Source organism: Stenotrophomonas sp. 22LJNL06-5-1, from assembly GCF_056861455.1.
The window spans coordinates 137,512-153,537 of record NZ_JBSPUE010000005.1 but is presented as its reverse complement, the minus strand read 5'-3'; the positions used below and the strand labels follow the sequence as shown (position 1 = coordinate 153,537).

General features: G+C 67.2%; 13 protein-coding genes. 7 read left to right on the top strand and 6 right to left on the bottom strand.

Annotated features, from left to right (window positions below; all coding sequences use genetic code 11):
• Positions 1 to 160: 160 nt before the first annotated feature.
• From sucC to AC13GF_RS12565, 3 genes are all read left to right on the top strand, one after another.
• Positions 161 to 1,330 carry an ADP-forming succinate--CoA ligase subunit beta gene (gene sucC, locus AC13GF_RS12575; protein WP_004154430.1) on the top strand — a complete coding sequence of 390 codons (1,170 nt, stop codon included), beginning with the start codon at positions 161 to 163 and terminating at the stop codon, positions 1,328 to 1,330.
• A 20-nt stretch (positions 1,331 to 1,350) separates the two neighbouring features.
• Positions 1,351 to 2,226 carry a succinate--CoA ligase subunit alpha gene (gene sucD, locus AC13GF_RS12570; protein ID WP_005410793.1) on the top strand — a complete coding sequence of 292 codons (876 nt, stop codon included), beginning with the start codon at positions 1,351 to 1,353 and terminating at the stop codon, positions 2,224 to 2,226.
• A 231-nt stretch (positions 2,227 to 2,457) separates the two neighbouring features.
• Entirely contained in the window at positions 2,458 to 4,092 is a 1,635-nt protein-coding gene (locus AC13GF_RS12565; protein ID WP_483004823.1) for an NAD+ synthase, read from the top strand.
• A gap of 141 nt (positions 4,093 to 4,233) precedes the next feature.
• On the opposite strand, the gene AC13GF_RS12560 is transcribed toward AC13GF_RS12565, so the two are convergent.
• Both AC13GF_RS12560 and AC13GF_RS12555 read right to left on the bottom strand, forming a co-directional pair.
• The gene (locus AC13GF_RS12560; RefSeq protein WP_483004822.1) at positions 4,234 to 5,436 is read right to left on the bottom strand and encodes a lipase family protein; all 1,203 of its coding nucleotides are present in this window, start codon (positions 5,434 to 5,436) and stop codon (positions 4,234 to 4,236) included.
• Positions 5,437 to 5,627: 191 nt separating this feature from the next.
• Positions 5,628 to 6,515, bottom strand: a complete 888-nt coding sequence (locus AC13GF_RS12555; RefSeq protein WP_029379759.1) for an outer membrane protein assembly factor BamD — start codon at positions 6,513 to 6,515, stop codon at positions 5,628 to 5,630.
• A 113-nt stretch (positions 6,516 to 6,628) separates the two neighbouring features.
• On the opposite strand from AC13GF_RS12555, the gene rluD reads away from it, so the two are divergent.
• The 4 genes from rluD to AC13GF_RS12535 are packed head-to-tail and all read left to right on the top strand — an operon-like array spanning position 6,629 to position 9,327.
• On the top strand, positions 6,629 to 7,618 hold the full coding sequence (rluD, locus tag AC13GF_RS12550) for a 23S rRNA pseudouridine(1911/1915/1917) synthase RluD (RefSeq protein WP_483004821.1): 990 nt from the start codon (positions 6,629 to 6,631) through the stop codon (positions 7,616 to 7,618).
• Positions 7,618 to 8,388, top strand: coding sequence for a peptidoglycan editing factor PgeF (pgeF, locus tag AC13GF_RS12545; protein ID WP_329835924.1), 771 nt, complete (start codon positions 7,618 to 7,620; stop codon positions 8,386 to 8,388). Before rluD ends, pgeF begins: the two co-directional genes overlap by 1 nt.
• Before the next feature lie 20 nt (positions 8,389 to 8,408).
• A complete protein-coding gene (locus AC13GF_RS12540; protein ID WP_483004820.1) occupies positions 8,409 to 8,915 on the top strand; it encodes a DUF4166 domain-containing protein in 507 nt (168 codons plus the stop codon).
• Entirely contained in the window at positions 8,890 to 9,327 is a 438-nt protein-coding gene (locus AC13GF_RS12535) for a thiol-disulfide oxidoreductase DCC family protein (RefSeq protein WP_483004819.1), read from the top strand. Before AC13GF_RS12540 ends, AC13GF_RS12535 begins: the two co-directional genes overlap by 26 nt.
• Positions 9,328 to 9,399: 72 nt before the next feature.
• Here AC13GF_RS12535 and otsA read toward each other — a convergent pair whose 3' ends face one another.
• The 4 genes from otsA to AC13GF_RS12515 all read right to left on the bottom strand — a co-directional run bounded on the left by otsA (position 9,400) and on the right by AC13GF_RS12515 (position 15,970).
• Entirely contained in the window at positions 9,400 to 10,764 is a 1,365-nt protein-coding gene (gene otsA / locus AC13GF_RS12530; protein WP_107431558.1) for an alpha,alpha-trehalose-phosphate synthase (UDP-forming), read from the bottom strand.
• Positions 10,761 to 12,542 (bottom strand): glycoside hydrolase family 15 protein, encoded by a 1,782-nt coding sequence (locus AC13GF_RS12525; RefSeq protein ID WP_483004818.1) that lies wholly within the window; start codon positions 12,540 to 12,542, stop codon positions 10,761 to 10,763. Before AC13GF_RS12525 ends, otsA begins: the two co-directional genes overlap by 4 nt.
• A gap of 39 nt (positions 12,543 to 12,581) precedes the next feature.
• Positions 12,582 to 13,340, bottom strand: a complete 759-nt coding sequence (otsB, locus tag AC13GF_RS12520; RefSeq protein WP_032128814.1) for a trehalose-phosphatase — start codon at positions 13,338 to 13,340, stop codon at positions 12,582 to 12,584.
• Between the two features lie 194 nt (positions 13,341 to 13,534).
• Positions 13,535 to 15,970: a TonB-dependent receptor plug domain-containing protein gene (locus tag AC13GF_RS12515; RefSeq protein WP_483004817.1), complete on the bottom strand. Its 2,436-nt coding sequence runs from the start codon at positions 15,968 to 15,970 to the stop codon at positions 13,535 to 13,537.
• Positions 15,971 to 16,026 lie beyond the last annotated feature (56 nt).

Sequence of the window (16,026 nt, the reverse complement as noted above, 5' to 3'; positions counted from 1 at the left end):
GAATGACGGTGGAAATCTGGCCGGCTGTGGCGTTTTGTACAGACTTCTTTGCGCCCCGGCGCTGGCTCGGCCACAATAGTGGGCCCGCCGCGGTCCATGCCGGCGCCCCGCCGGGGCCCTGAGGAATTGCGTGCGGTCGTTCCTATTCCCACGGTGACGCATGAATTTCCACGAATACCAGTCAAAACAACTGCTTGCCGAGTACGGCATCCCGGTCCCGGCCGGCAAGGTCGCTGCGACCCCGGACGAAGCGGTTGCCGCTGCCAACTCCCTGGGCCAGGGCCCCTGGATGGTCAAGGCGCAGATCCACGCTGGCGGCCGCGGCAAGGCTGGCGGCGTCAAGTTCTGCAAGACCACCGACGACGTGAAGGCCGCTGCGGCCAAGATGCTCGGCACCAAGATGGCCACCTACCAGACCGCTGGCGTTGAACTGCCGGTCAACCTGGTGCTGGTGACCACCGCCGGCGAAATCGTCAAGGAACTGTACCTGTCGGTGCTGGTTGACCGTGGCACCAAGACCATCACCTACATCGCCTCTTCGGAAGGCGGCGTGGAGATCGAGCAGGTCGCCGCTGAAACCCCGGAGCTGATCCACTCGCTGAACGTCGACTTCGTCGAAGGCGTGCAGGGTTACCACGGCCGTGATTTCGGCTTCAAGCTGGGCCTGACCGCAAAGCAGGCCGGCCAGTTCGCCAGCATCATGGTGAACCTGTACCGCCTGTTCAACGAAAAGGACCTGGCGCTGGTTGAAATCAACCCGCTGGCCATCCTGGACGACGGCAACCTGTACGCGCTGGACGGCAAGTTCGACAGCGACGACAACGCCGCGTTCCGCCAGAAGGCCCTGGTCGCCATGCGCGACAAGACCCAGGAAGATCCGACCGAAGTGATCGCTTCGGAGCTGGACATCAACTACGTCACCATGGACGGCAACATCGGCTGCATGGTCAACGGCGCCGGCCTGGCCATGGCCACCATGGACGTCATCAAGCTCAACGGCGGCGAGCCGGCGAACTTCCTGGACGTGGGCGGCGGTGCCAACAAGCAGCGCGTCATCGAAGCGTTCAAGCTGATCCTGTCCTCGGACAAGGTTGAAGGCATCTTCGTCAACATCTTCGGCGGCATCGTCCGCTGCGACATGATTGCCGAAGGCATCATCGCCGCCGTGAAGGAAGTGGGCGTCAAGGTTCCGGTCGTGGTGCGCCTGGAAGGCACCAACGTGGAAGAAGGCAAGCAGCTGCTGCGTGACAGCGGCATGGCCATCATCCCGGCTGACAACATCAACGATGGCGCCAAGAAGATCGTTGAAGCTGTCAAGAACGCTGCCTGATTCGACACCAAGGAATTCCCATGTCTGTTTTGATTAACAAGAACACCAAGGTGATCGTGCAGGGCTTCACCGGCCAGCAGGGCACCTTCCACGCCACTCAGATGATCGAGTACGGCACCCAGGTTGTTGGCGGCGTGACCCCGGGCAAGGGTGGCACCACCCACATCGACCTGCCGGTCTTCAACACCGTTGCCGACGCCGTGCAGAGCACCGGCGCCAACGCTTCGGTCATCTACGTGCCGCCGCCGTATGCGGCCGATGCGATCCTGGAAGCCGCTGCTGCCGGCATCAAGGTCATCGTCTGCATCACCGAAGGCATCCCGGTGCTGGACATGCTGCGCGTCAAGAACGTGCTGACCCGTTCGCATCCGGACACCGTGCTGATCGGGCCGAACTGCCCGGGCGTCATCACCCCGGGTGAGTGCAAGATCGGCATCATGCCGGGCCACATCCACCAGCCGGGCAAGATCGGCATCGTGTCGCGTTCGGGCACCCTGACCTATGAAGCGGTCAAGCAGACCACGGAAGTCGGCCTGGGCCAGTCCACCTGCATCGGCATCGGTGGTGACCCGATCAACGGCCTGAACTTCGTCGACTGCCTGAAGCTGTTCAACGAAGATCCGCAGACCGAAGGCATCATCATGGTTGGCGAAATCGGCGGCGACGCCGAGGAAGCTGGCGCCGAGTACATCAAGAACCACGTGAAGAAGCCGGTCGTCGGTTTCATCGCCGGTGCGTCGGCTCCGGCCGGCAAGCGCATGGGCCACGCCGGTGCGATCGCCTCGGGCGGCAAGGGCACTGCCGAAGGCAAGTTCGCTGCAATGGAAGCTGCCGGTGTTGTCACCGTCCGCTCGCCGGGCGACCTGGGCGCTGCCATCGCCAAGCTGGTGAAATAAGATCGACTGCCTCCGGCAGACGATGCTGTAGAGCCGGTCGCTGGCCGGCTGCTTGAAACAGAAAGGCCGCCTCCGGGCGGCCTTTCTGCGTCTGGGCCCTGGCCATCCCGGTAACCCCATCCACGCATGGCGTGGAACTACTGAGCCGGGGCTGTCCACGCAGCGAGCGCGCCCGGCGCGCGCATGGCGCAGCGCTACAATGGCGGCATTGCAACCACAGGCTGGATTCCCATGGCTTCGATCCGCATCGCGATGGCGCAGTTCGACTTCCCGGTCGGCGATGTCGCCGGCAACACCGAGCGCATCATCGAGATGATCGGCCAGGCGCGCGACGAATACGGCGCCGAGCTGGTGATGTTCCCCGAGCTGGCGGTGAGTGGCTATCCGCCGGAAGACCTGCTGCTGCGCCCGGGCTTCCTGTACGAGTGCGAGCAGGCGATGGCCCGCATCGCTGCCGCCTGCCGTGGCATCACCGCCGTGGTCGGCTGGCCGCAGGCGGCCGGCGCGGTGGTCTACAACGCGGCCAGCGTGCTGCGCGATGGCCTGGTGGAGCAGACCTACCGCAAGCGCGAGCTGCCCAACTACGCGGTGTTCGACGAGCGCCGCTACTTCGATGTCGATCCGGATGGCGGCAGCTGCGTGTTCGAGGTCAATGGCGTGCCGGTTGGCTTGCTGATCTGCGAGGACCTGTGGTTCGCCGAGCCGCTGGCCGACACCGTGCGCGCCGGTGCGCAGCTGGTGGTGGTGCCGAATGCGTCGCCCTACGAGCGTGGCAAGCACGCCCAGCGCGACGCCGTGCTGGCCGCACGCACCCGTGAGAGCGGGGCGGCGATCGCCTACCTCAACGTGGTGGGCGGCCAGGATGCGCTGGTGTTCGATGGCGCCTCGGTGGTGGCCGATGGCGACGGTACCGTGCACCCGGCTGCCGCCGCCTTCGTCGACCAGTGGCTGGTGGTGGAGTACGACGGTGAAAGCCGCCGCTTCATGCCGCACGTGTGGATGGACGACGGCGACGAGAGCATGGACGCGCTGGCCTGGCGCGCGGTGACCCGTGGCATCCAGGATTACTGCCGCAAGAACGGCTTCAAGAAGGTGTGGCTGGGCCTGTCCGGCGGCATCGACTCGGCCATCGTGCTGGCCATGGCCGTGGACGCGATGGGCGCCGAGAACGTCACCGCGGTGCGGTTGCCATCGCGCTATACCGCGGGCCTGTCCAACGACCTGGCCGCCGAGCAGTGCCAGGCCCTGGGCGTGAAGCTGGAGGCGGTCTCGATCGAGCCGGCGTTCAAGGGCCTGATGGAATCGCTGGCGCCGATGTTCGAAGGCACGACTCCGGACGTGACCGAGGAAAACCTCCAGTCGCGCAGCCGTGGCGTGATCCTGATGGCGCTGGCCAACAAGTTCGGCGGCCTGCTGCTGACCACCGGCAACAAGAGCGAGTACTCGGTGGGTTACGCGACCATCTACGGCGACATGTGTGGTGGCTACGCGCCGTTGAAGGACCTGTACAAGACCGAGGTGTTCGGGCTGTCCAAGTGGCGCAACACCGTGGGCGGTGCGCCGGTGATCCCGCCGGCGGTGATCAGCCGCCCGCCGTCGGCCGAGCTGCGCGAGAACCAGCTGGACCAGGATTCGCTGCCGGCCTACGACGTGCTGGACGGCATCCTGTACCGCTACATCGACCAGGAGCAGTCGCGCACGGAGATCGTGGCCGCCGGTTACGACGCGGCCGTGGTCGACCGCGTGCTGCGCCTGGTGCGCATCAGCGAGTGGAAGCGGCACCAGGCCGCGCCGGGGCCGAAGGTGTCGCGTCGTGCTTTCGGTCGTGAGCGTCGTTACCCGATCAGCAACGGCTACAAGGGTTGAGGTAGCCGTTGGCAGGTAGTGCCGGCCGCTGGCCGGCAACCCGCATACCGCGCATCCACGCATGGCGTGGATCTACTGCGTCTGGTAGTGCCGGCCGCTGGCCGGCAACCCGTATACCGCGTATCCACGCATGGCGTGGATCTACCGGGCTTCGTCGAGCAATTGTTCGAGGCCGGCGGTTTCCGCGGCATCGTTGAAGTGGCCGTCCTCCAGCCGTGCACGCACAAACGCCAGGCCATCCGCCGCCGCCGCGTCCAGCGTGCCGCGGTGGTCGACCGGGTAGCGGCGGAACGCGACCGGCTCGCCTCGCAGGGCCAGGCCTGCGGCATACAGCAACGTGGTCAGATAGGGCACGTCGCGGTCCTCGCTGCCGTGGCCCAGCATCAGCGGTTGGCTGAAACCGCGGCGCGGTACGCCGAGATAGTCGTACAGCACGGCCCAGATACCGGGCACCTGGGTCAGCGGTGCGCTGAACATCGAGCCGGTATCGGCGCCGTCCAGCGTAGCGGCCAGTTCGCCCAGGCACTGCTGGCGCGCCAGCGCGACCCGCGCTCGCCCGGCATCACTGAGCACCCGGTCGATCTGCGGGGCGATCTGCAGCAGGCCGTCGAGCAGGTAGGCGTGGTACGCATTGACCGCGCCGGGGTTGGGCGTGCGGTTGTCCGGCTTCATCACCAGAGCGGTCAGCTCGACGGCGGTGGGCGTGCCGGTGGTGAAGCTGCCGCGGTAGTGCAGGGAGGGACCACCATAGGTGGGCGCCAGATGCCCGGCCGTGAGCGCGGCGGCCCCCCCCTGCGAATGGCCGACCGAGACCCAGCGCGGCGACAGCGTTGCGTTGCCCAGGTACTGACGGCTGGCTTTGACGAGGTCGATGGCATTGCGCGCGGCAGTGCGCACATGCAGATAGGCATGGTCACCTGGACTGCCGAGGCCCTGGTAGTCCGCAGCAATCACCGCATAGCCCTGTGCCAGGAACTGATCGAGGAAGCGCCCGTCGCGTTCGGGCTGGTAGGGGCCGGATATCGAGGGCGCGCAGCGGTCGGCAATGCCCTGGGTGCCATGCGCCCAGGACACCACCGGCCAGCCGCCAATGGGCGGTGCACCGGCCGGCAGGTACAGCAGGCCGGTGCCTTCGGCCAGCTGGCCGCGATGGTCGGGGGTGCGGTAGTGGAGCTTGTAGGCCTGCGCGGCCCGGGAGGGCACCCAGCTGGCCCGGTACGGCGCGGCCGACATCAGATCGCCTGGGGCGGCCGGCGCAGCGGCGGCAGGGCTTGCTGCCTGCCCCAGGAGGGCGGCGGCGATCAGCGTCGGGACAAGCCGGAAACGGCGGGATGGTCGGGACATGCGGGCTCCTTGCCGGCCGGGATGGCCGTTGCGCCGCAGTGTGGAGGTGCGCCACCGGTGCCGACTGCGAACGACGTCGCAATGGCCGTGGATTTGTAGAATTCCTAGTGTCGTGGTCCATGGGCGCGCGAACCCTCCACGCATGGCGTGGATCTACCGCCAAAGAAAAGGCCCCTTGCGGGGCCTTTTTCTTACTTCTTTTCCAGTCGCGCGTTGCGCTGGCCGGTGCTGGCGGACTTTTCGCCAGCGAACGGGTTCAGCTTGCGGATCATCCACGGGTACTTCGGCCACTTGCCTTCCAGCCACGGGTGGTCCGGCTGGTTCAGCTGCAGGACGCGGCGGGCATCGTCGGCCAGGGTCTTGTTGCCCAGGTGGGTGTAGGAATCGGCCAGGACAGCGACGGCGTCGTACTGGAACGCGCTCTGCGGGTAGGTTTCCAGCAGGTAGTTGGCGCGGCCGGCGGCCGAGACCCAGGCGCCGCGGCGCATGTAGTACAGGGCGTTGTCCAGCTCGTGCTGGGCGAACACGTCACGCAGCTCCAGCATGCGCTGGCGCGCATCGGCGGCGTAGCGGCTGTTCGGGTAGCGGTCCACCACGATGTTGAAGTCCGAATACGCCTGGTGCGGCGTGGACAGATCGCGGCGGCTGGCATCCAGCGACCATACGCGGCGCAGGAAAACCGTACTGCGGTTGGAGTTGGCCAGGCCGCGCAGGTAGTACAGGTACGCGATGTTGCGATGGGTCGGATAGGTACGGATGAAGCGGTCGATGCTGGACACCGCGTCATCGTGCTTGCCGGCCTTGTACTGGGCGTAGGCGGTCTCGATCATCGCCTGCTCGGTGTACGGACCGTACGGATACTGGGCCACCAGGCGGCGGAAGCTGGCTTCGGCGCCGCTCCAGTTGCCACCCTGCATCAGCTTGTGGCTCTTCTCGTACAACTGTTCGACCGGCGTCCCTTCATCGGGGCGATCGCCCTTCTTGGCACCACGGTGGCAGCCGGTGGCGGCGATGACCAACACCAGCAGCAGGGCGGTGAGGCGGACGGGCGCAGAGAGCATGGCGGAGCGTCGGATCATGGGGTCGAGGCGGGACGCGGCTGGAATACGAAGGGTCGATGATAGCCTAGTGTCCTGTCCAGCGACTGAAACCGGCCGCCGGGACCCCAAAATTTCAAAGAATGCCCCCTGCCATGTCTGAACAACCCTCTGAATCGGCCCGCCAGGCCATCGTCCCCGACACCGCTGCCGGCCGCCGTTTCGACGCCGTCGTGGCCGAATTGTTCCCCGAATACTCGCGTTCGCGCCTGACCGAGTGGATCAAGGCCGGTGAGGTGCTGCTGGACGGCGCCCAGGTGCGCCCGCGCGATCCGCTGCACGGCGGCGAGCTCGTGACCCTCAACGTGGTGCTCGAGACCCAGACCGACGCCCAGCCGGAGGACATCCCGCTGGACGTGCTGTTCGAGGACGAGCACCTGCTGGTGATCAACAAGCCGGTGGGCCTGGTGGTGCACCCGGGTGCGGGCAACCACAGCGGCACCCTGGTCAACGCCCTGCTGTTCCGCGACCCGTCGGTGGCGGTGCTGCCGCGCGCGGGCATCGTGCATCGCCTGGACAAGGACACCAGCGGCGTGATGGTGGTGGCCAAGACCCTGGAAGCGCAGACCGCGCTGGTCGAGCAGCTGGCCGCACGCGACGTGCACCGCCAGTACCTGGCCATCGTGATGGGCGCGCTGGTGGCCGGCGGTACCGCCGATGCCCCGATCGACCGCCACCCGCGCGACCGCCTGAAGATGGCCGTGCGCGAGGACGGCAAGGAAGCGATCACCCATTACCGCCTGCGCGAGCGCTTCCGTGCGCACACGGCGCTGGAGTGCCGCCTGGAAACCGGCCGTACCCACCAGATCCGCGTGCATATGGCCCACGTGCGCCACCCGATCATCGGTGACCCGCTGTACGGTGGTGCGCTGAAGCTGCCCAAGGGCGCCAGCGACGAGCTGGTGGCCGCGCTGCGCGGCTTCAAGCGCCAGGCCCTGCATGCCGAGACGCTGGAGTTCACGCACCCGATCACCGGTGAGCCGGTGCGCAACACTGCGCCGGTGCCGGACGACATGCTGCACCTGATGAAGGTGCTGCGCGAAGACAGCGAAGCCTTCGCCGCGCGCGAGCGGGACCGCTGGTGATGGCCGCCGCGCTGCCCTTGCTGCAGGCGGACTGGCCGGCGCCTCCGGGCGTCCATGCGCTGACCACGCGTCGGCACGGCGCGGGCATTTCGCCGGCGCCGTTCGCGCAGTTCAACCTGGGCAACCGGCACGCGGCCGATGGTGATACCCCGGCCAATGTGGAGCACAACCGCCAGCTGCTGCAGCAGGGGCTGGCGCTGCCGTCGGCCCCGCACTGGCTGCGCCAGGTGCACAGCAGTACCGTGCTGCGCTTCAGCGCGCCGCCGGTGCCCGGCGCCAGCGAACCGGTGGCCGACGCCGCGGTGACCTCGGTGCCGGGCGTGGTGCTGGCGATCCTGACCGCTGACTGCCTGCCGGTGGTGTTTGCCGCCGCCGATGGCAGTGAAGTGGGCGCGGCCCACGCAGGCTGGCGCGGCCTGGCCGACGGCATGCTGGAGGCCACGGTGGCCGCCATGCAGACGCCGCCGGCGCAGCTGCGGGCCTGGCTGGGTCCGGCCGCCGGACCGGCCGACTACGAGATCGGCGAGGAGGTCTACCACGCCTTCGTCGGCCATGATCCGGCCGCCGAGGCGGCGTTCGTGGCGACGCGGCCGGGCCACTGGAAGGTGGACCTGTTCGCGCTGGCGCGGCAGCGGTTGCAGGCGGCGGGCATGGACCCGGCGCAGGTGCATGGCGGCACGGTGTCGACCATGGCCGATCCGGACCTGTATTCGCACCGGCGCGACCGTCGTACCGGGCGCATGGCGACCCTGGCCTGGATCGCGCCCTGACCCCGCCGCTGTTCGCGCGCGTGCTGGGGCCGGCCTTCGCCACCCTGGCAGGGCCGGTGCAGGCGCTGCATGCCGCGCCGTTGCCCTGCCGCTACGTGGGGCAGGCGCGCATCGTGAGGGGGCGGCACTGGCTGGTGCCGCTGCTGGCCGCGCTGGCGCGGTTGCCGAAGGACGGTGAAGCGTTGCCGACCGTCGTGGCGTTCAGTGCACACGAGCAGGGCGAGCAATGGGCACGGCGTTTTGGCCGCTGGCCGATGGTGTCGCGGCTGTGGGCGCACGAGGGATGCCTGCGCGAGCAGTTGGGCGCGGTGCGCTTCGAATTTGATCTGCAGGCCCGCGACGGTGGCATCGACTGGTCGGTGCGCCGGGTCTGGGCGTTCGGGCTGCTGCCGCTGCCGAGGCGCTGGTTTGGTGGCGTGCGTTGCCGCGAAGCCTGGCAGGGTGAGCGTTACACTTTCCTGGTCGATGTGACGCTGCCCTGGGTGGGAGCCCTGATCCGCTATGAAGGCTGGCTCGAACCGCAGTGACGCTGCCGCCGAGGCGGGCAGCGCGGTGATCGTGTTCGATGGCGTATGCGCGCTGTGCAACCGCTGGGTGCGCTTCCTGCTGCGTTTCGACCACAGGGGGCGCTACCGCTTTGCGGCGATGCAGGGGGCGCAGGGCAGCGCGCTGTTGCGCGCGCACGGGCTGGACCCGCAGGACCCGATGTCGTTCCTGCTGCTGGACGCGCAGGGCGCCTGGACCGATACCGATGCGATCCTGCGCGTGCTGGCGGGGCTGGGCGGCGCCTGGCGCCTGACCGGCGCGTTGCGGGCAGTGCCGCGTGGCTGGCGTGATGCCGCGTATCGCGCGCTGGCGCGCAACCGCTATCGCTGGTTCGGGCGGCATGATGCCTGTTACCTGCCGGCACCGGAGCAGGCCGCGCGGTTCCTGGATTGAAGAAAAAAGGGGACGGAGGGGATTAAGTCGTTTGTGCACAAACGACTTAATCCCCTCCGTCCCCTTTTTCCCTCAGCCTTCGAGTGCGTCCAGGTAGCTGCGGCGCCAGTGGTTGATGTCGTAGGTGCGCAGGTGATCCATCATCGCGTGCCAGCGTTCCTTGCGCCTGCGCAGCGACATCGTCGCCGCCGTGGCGATCGCGTCGGCCACGCCATCCAGGTCGTGCGGGTTCACCAGCAGCGCCTGCTTGAGTTCGTCGGCGGCGCCAGCCAGCAGCGACAGCACCAGCACGCCGGGGTCTTCCGGGTCCTGCGAGGCCACGTACTCCTTGGCCACCAGGTTCATGCCATCGCGCAGCGGCGTGACCAGGCCGACCGCTGCCGCCCGGTAGAAACCGGTCAGGGTGGCATGGGTGAAGTTCTGGTTGACGTAGCGCAGCGGCGTCCAGTCCGGTTCGGCGTGGCCACCGTTGATGTGCCCGGCGATCTGTTCCAGCTGGCTGCGCAGCTGCCGGTACTCGGTGACATCGCCGCGCGAGACCGGGGCGATCTGCAGGTAGGTCAGCGAACCGCGCTGGTCGGGATGGCGCTCAAGATACCGTTCGAAGCCGAGGAAGCGCTCGGGCAGGCCCTTGGAATAATCCAGGCGGTCGACGCCGATCGCCAGCTGGCGGTCACGCAGGCTGTTGCGCAGGTTCTTCACCGCAGCCTTGGTCGCGGCGGTGCCGGCCTGGCGTGCGATCAGCTCGGTGTCGATGCCGATCGGGAAAGCCGCCGCGCGGAAGCGGCGCCCGCCCGGTGCTTCCAGCTCGCCGTTGTCGAGCACGCGGCCACCACCGAACAGGCGCAGGTAGGTCTGGAAGCGATCGGCGTCGCGCTGGGTCTGGAAGCCGACCAGATCGTAGGCATACAGCGCGGAAAACAGCCGCAGGTGGTCGGGCATCGCCTGCAGCAGGTCGGCCGACGGCATCGGGATGTGCAGGAAGAAACCGATGCGACAGCCGATGCCACGCTCGCGCAGCAGCGCGCCGAGCGGGATCAGGTGATAGTCGTGGATCCAGACGATGTCGTCCTCGCGCAGCAGCGGCGCGAGCTTGTCGGCGAACAGCGCGTTGACCTTGTGGTAGGTCTCGCGGGTGCCACGGTCGTAGTCGACCAGATCAAGACGGAAATGCAGCAGCGGCCACAACGTGCGGTTGGCGAAGCCGTTGTAGTAGCCATCCACCTCGCGCTTGCTCAGGTCCAGCGTGACGAACTCGATGTCACCGTCCTTCTGCGTGTGCAGCGTACCGCTGCCGTCGCGCACGCTCTTGCCGCTCCAGCCGAACCACATCCCGCCGCGTTCCTTCAACGCGGCCAGCAGGCCCACCGCTAGGCCACCGGCGCGGTTCTCGCCCGGTACGGCCACGCGGTTTGAAACCACCACCAGACGACTCACGATGCCTCCTGCCAGGACCGCGACAGGCGCATCGCGGCGGTGATCAGGCCGACGTGCGAATAGGTCTGCGGGAAATTGCCCCAGGCTTCGCCAGTGTCGAAGGCCAGATCCTCCGACAGCAGGCCCAGGTGATTGCGCTGCTTCAACAACAGTTCGAACATTTCGCGCGCCTCATCCATGCGCCCGATGGCGGCCAGCGCGTCGATGTACCAGAAGGTACAGATGGTGAAGCTGGTTTCCGGTTCACCGAAGTCATCCGGCGCGACATAGCGGTACAGCGAATTGCCATGCTTGAGGTCGCGCCCGATGGCGTCGACGGTGGCGACGAAGCGTGCGTCCAGCGCGTCGATGAAGCCGATGTCGGCCAGCAGCAGCAACGAGGCATCCAGGCGATGGCCACCGAAGGTATCGGTGAAGTGGCCCAGCTCCTCGTTCCAGGATTCGGCCATGATGCGGGCGTGGATGGTGTCGGCGCGCTCGCGCCAGTAGCGCGCGCGGTCATCACGCTTCAGGCGCACGGCGATCTTGCACAGGCGGTCACACGCGGCCCAGCACATCGCGCTGGTGTAGGTGTGCACTTCGGTGCGGCCGCGGAATTCCCACAGGCCGGCGTCGGGTACGTCGTGCAGGGCGAACGCCTGTTCGCCCAAGGGTTCCAGGCGGGCGAAGGTATGCGCATCACCCGGGTCCTGCAGGCGCCGGTCGAAGAACAGCTGCGTGGACGCCAGCACCACGCTGCCGTAGACATCGTGCTGGCGCTGCACCCAGGCCAGGTTGCCGCGCCGCACCGGGCCCATGCCACGGTAGCCGGACAGGCTGGGGACCTCATCCTCGTCCAGCTTGGCCTCGAAGCCGATGCCATACAGCGGCTGCAGCGTGCCGTCGGTGGTGGCCAGGTTGAAGATGTAGCCGAGGAACTGTTCCATTGTGCGCGTTGCGCCCAGACGGTTCAGCGCACGCACTACGAACGCCGCATCGCGCAGCCAGCAGTAGCGGTAGTCCCAGTTGCGCACGCTGCCGGGGGCTTCCGGAATGGAAGTGGTCATTGCCGCGATGATCGCGCCGCTGTCTTCGTACTGGCACAGCTTCAGGGTAATCGCACTGCGGATCACCGCGTCCTGCCATTCCAGCGGAATGGACAGGTAGCGCACCCATTCGCGCCAGTAATCGCGGGTGCGTTGGAAAGCTTCCTGCACGTAGCCGCTGATCGAACGATTGAGCGATTCATCCACGCCGAGGATCAGGTGGATGGGATGGTTGAGTACGAACGGCAGGCCATCGCGTACGAAGCGCACCGGCACGTCGGTGGTCAGCCGCAGCACATGCTCGGGCAGGATCCAGCGCACATGGTTGCTGCCCCAGGTGGACTCGGGCACACGTGCGCCCCAGTCCGCCAGTGGTCGCGCACGCACGGTGATGCGTGGACTGCCGGCCAGCGGACGCACCTGGCGGATCAGGCTGACCGGGCGATAGAAGCGGTCGTTCTGGCGCCAGCGGGGGGCGAAATCGAGGATTTCCAGTTCGCCACCGTGCGTGTCGCGCAGCACGGTGCGCAGGATCGCGGTGTTGGTCAGGTATTCCTGCTCGCTGCTCGCGAAGTCCTCCAGCTCGATGGCGAAGTCGCCACCGGTCTGCTGGTTGGGGCCGAGCAGGGCACAGAAGGTGGGGTCGCCATCGAAGGTGGGCAGGCAGCTCCAGACAACGCGGGCACGTTTGTCGACCAGGGCGCCGAAGCTGCCGTTGCCGACCACGCCCAGATCAAGATCGGGTTGGGTCATCACGCGGTACATCTCGGTTGCGGCCGTGGGGTGGCCGGGTCAATAGGCATTCTCACGCAGCCAGGCGTGCACGCTGCGTATGTCGGGCAGCGCGAACACCGCCTTGCTGGGTTCACGTTCGCCCACCAGCACACTCCAGCCATGCTGGCCGTTGGCAGCGTCGAAGCCGAATTCATCGGTGAGGTCGTCACCGAGGAATACCGGCAGGCGGCCACGGAAGGGCAGGTACTGCATCATCCGCCGCACGGCACGGCCCTTGTCGGTGCCGACGGGCACGAACTCGACCACATGGTCGCCAGGTTGCAGGCGGTAGCTGGCACGACCACGCACGTGGCGGTCGGCGAAGGCGCGGACATCGCTGGCGGCATGCGGCGCGCCGCGCCAGTGCAGGGCCAGGCCGACGCCCTTGTCTTCCACCAGCACGCCGGGATGCCCATGGGCAAAGCGCATCGCCTGCTGGTGCAGCGCGTGCAGCCACTCGGCGGTGTCGTCGTCGTGTTCGTCGCGCAGCACACGACCATCCTCGCCACGCAGTTCGTGGCCATGCAGGCCGGCGGCGGGCAGCTTCAAAGGCGCGAACAGTTGATCTAGCTGTTCAAGCGGGCGACCACTGACCAGTGCCACGGCACCTTCCAGGCGGTCGCTGATGCGGCCGATGGCTTCACGCACATCCGGCAGCAGCTGCACGGCATCCGGGCGTGCAGCGAATTCGATCAGGGTGCCGTCGACATCGAGGAACAACGCGCAGGCGTCGTCCAGCAATGGCGGTGGCGGACGCAGGGGGAGCGGTTCAGCCATGACGCCCAGCTTGCCAGCGTGGGCGTGTACGTGGGGTCGAGGGCAGGCTACGGCCCTGCTTCGGTGGGTGCCGACCGTTGGTCGGCATGGCAGTTCAGCCTGCATCGAGCTCAGGTAGTGCGGACCAACGGTCCGCACCCACCCAAAGCAGATCTGCACCCACCCAAAAGCAGATCTGCACCCACCCAGAGCAATCAGAACGTATAGCGGACGCGGCCGTAGTAGTACGCGCCGTTGCTGCCGATCGGCGACAACACGTCGTACGGCAGGTTGCCGAAGTAGTGGATATCGCTGTTGGATCGATCCGGGTAGTTGTCGGTCAGGTTCTGCCCGCCGATGGCCACGCTCCACTGCGGGGTGATGCGGTACTCCACTTCTGCATCCAGCTGCCACTCGGCCTGGTAGGTCTGGCGGGGGATATAGCCGTCACCGAAGTTGAACACGCGGGTGGCGCTGCCGTAGCGGTTCACGCGGGTGCTCAGCGACCAGTGGTCGTTGCTCCATGCGGCCGAGAAACTGCCGCGCGTACGCGGGGTGGCATCGGTAAGCGTGTTGGTCTCTTCGATGCCGAACAGCACGTAGTCCGGGTTCAGCGCGCGCAGCTGTGCCGGCGTGGCCAGCACGTTCTTCAGCGTGGTCTTGGTGTACGCATAGGTGCCGGTCAGCAGCAGCTGGCCATCGCCCAGCGACTGGCGCCAGTTGCTCACCAGCTCGGCGCCACGGGTGCGGGTATCGGCTGCGTTGACGAAGAAGCTGGCGCTCTGCAGGCCAGTGACGCCGTAGTTGGCGGCCACGTAGTCGGTCAGCGCATCGCCGGTGATGCTCTCCGACAGCGCGATGCGGTCGTCGATGTCGATCTGGAAGAAGTCCAGCGACAAGTCGAAATGTTCGCCGATGCGGCTGGTGAAGCCCAGCGAGGTGTTGATCGACTTCTCCGGCTTCAGGTTCTGCGCACCCAGGCCACGCGCGATCGGATTGTTGACCGACAGCAGGCGACCCTGCACCAGCTGGCCGCCGGCGTTGTAGCCGGTGGAGGTGGATTCGTAGCCGATCTGTGCCAGCGACGGTGCGCGGAAGTTGTTGGAGATCGCGCCGCGCAACGCGAACGCCGGGGTGAATTCGTAGCGCAGGCCGAGCTTGCCGGTGAGTTCACCGCCGAAATCGTCGTTGTGCTCGTAGCGCGCGGCCAGGTCGGTGGAGAACTTCTCGCCGAACTGGCTGGACAGGCTGGCGTACGCGCTGGCCACGTCGCGCGACAGGCGCGCCGCGTCCTGCGGGGTCAGGCCGCCACCGGCCTGCGAGCCCGTCGGTCGGTCGGTGTACGGGCCGGCGGCATAGCTGGCCGGGTCGCCGGGACGGGTCTGGTAGCGCTCATGGCGCGCTTCCACGCCCAGGCCCAGGGTGTGGCTGATGCTGTCGCTCTGGGTGAACACGCGGCTCAGGTCGAGGTTGCCCACGGTCTGTGCGTATTCGTAGTCGGCGGTCTTGAAGCGGGTCGGGCTGGTCGGGCCCAGCGAGGCGTTGAGTGAATCACGCAGGCGGTAGGTGAAGTCGTTCTGGCCGTAATCCAGGCTGCCGTCGTAGCTCCATTCGCCCCACTGTCCACGCACGCCGGCTACGGCCTGCACGTCGCGGTTCTCGCCTTCGGAGATCGGCCGGTAACCGTTCGGATAGACCTCCTTCCAGTTGGCATCGCCATCGGGGTAGCGGAAGTAGTTCGCGCCTTCGGTATCGCGCTGGTTGAAGGTGCCGAACGCGTAGAACGTCGAGGTCTGGCCCACCGGGATCTCGGTGTTCAGCCACAGGTTGATGTCCTTGCTCTTGCCATCGCCCAGCACGTAGTTGCGCTTGCCCTGCAGCGCCAGATTGCCCGGGGTCTGGTCCCACGGCGGAATCTGGTCGAAGCCGGCGCGGTTGGTGCCGTTGCGGTGCTTGTACTCCAGGCCCACGCGCAGGAAGCCACCGTCCTCGCCCAGCGAGGTGCCGACCTTGGCGCTGATGTTGCCGGTCTGGCCATCGGTGAGAGTGCGGCCGATCGGCTTGAGGTCGGTGTGGTTGGCACCGTAGCTGGCCTCGATCTCGCCACCGTCACCGCCGTTGTCCAGGATCACGTTGATCACACCGGCCACCGCATCCGAGCCATACAGCGCACCGGCGCCATCACGCAGCACTTCGATGCGCTTGATCGCGCTGACCGGGATCGAATTGAAATCGACCGGGGTGGTGCCCTTGCCGATCTTGCTGTCGGTGTTGACCAGCGCGGTGTGGTGGCGGCGCTTGCCATTGACCAGCACCAGCACCTGGTCCGGCGACAGGCCGCGCAGCTGTGCCGCGCGCACATGGTCGGCGCCGCCGGAGTTGGACTGGCGCGGGAAGTTGAACGACGGCAGCAGTGCCTGCAGCGCGCTGCCCAGTTCACCGTTGACCACGCCGGCCTTGCGGATGTCCTCGGCGGTGAGCACGTCCACCGGCGAGGTGGATTCGAGCACGGTGCGGTCGGCAGCACGGGTGCCGGTGACGATCACCGTGTCCAGGTTGGTGGCGTCCTGGGCCAGGGCCGGGACGGCGGCGGAGGAAAGCGCGAGGGCGATGGCGAGGCCGAGCGGCGACGCGGGCAGGCGGATGGACATGGGGGCTCCAGCAACAACGACGACGGGAAGGGGGGAGATAGTTTCACTTACATCCA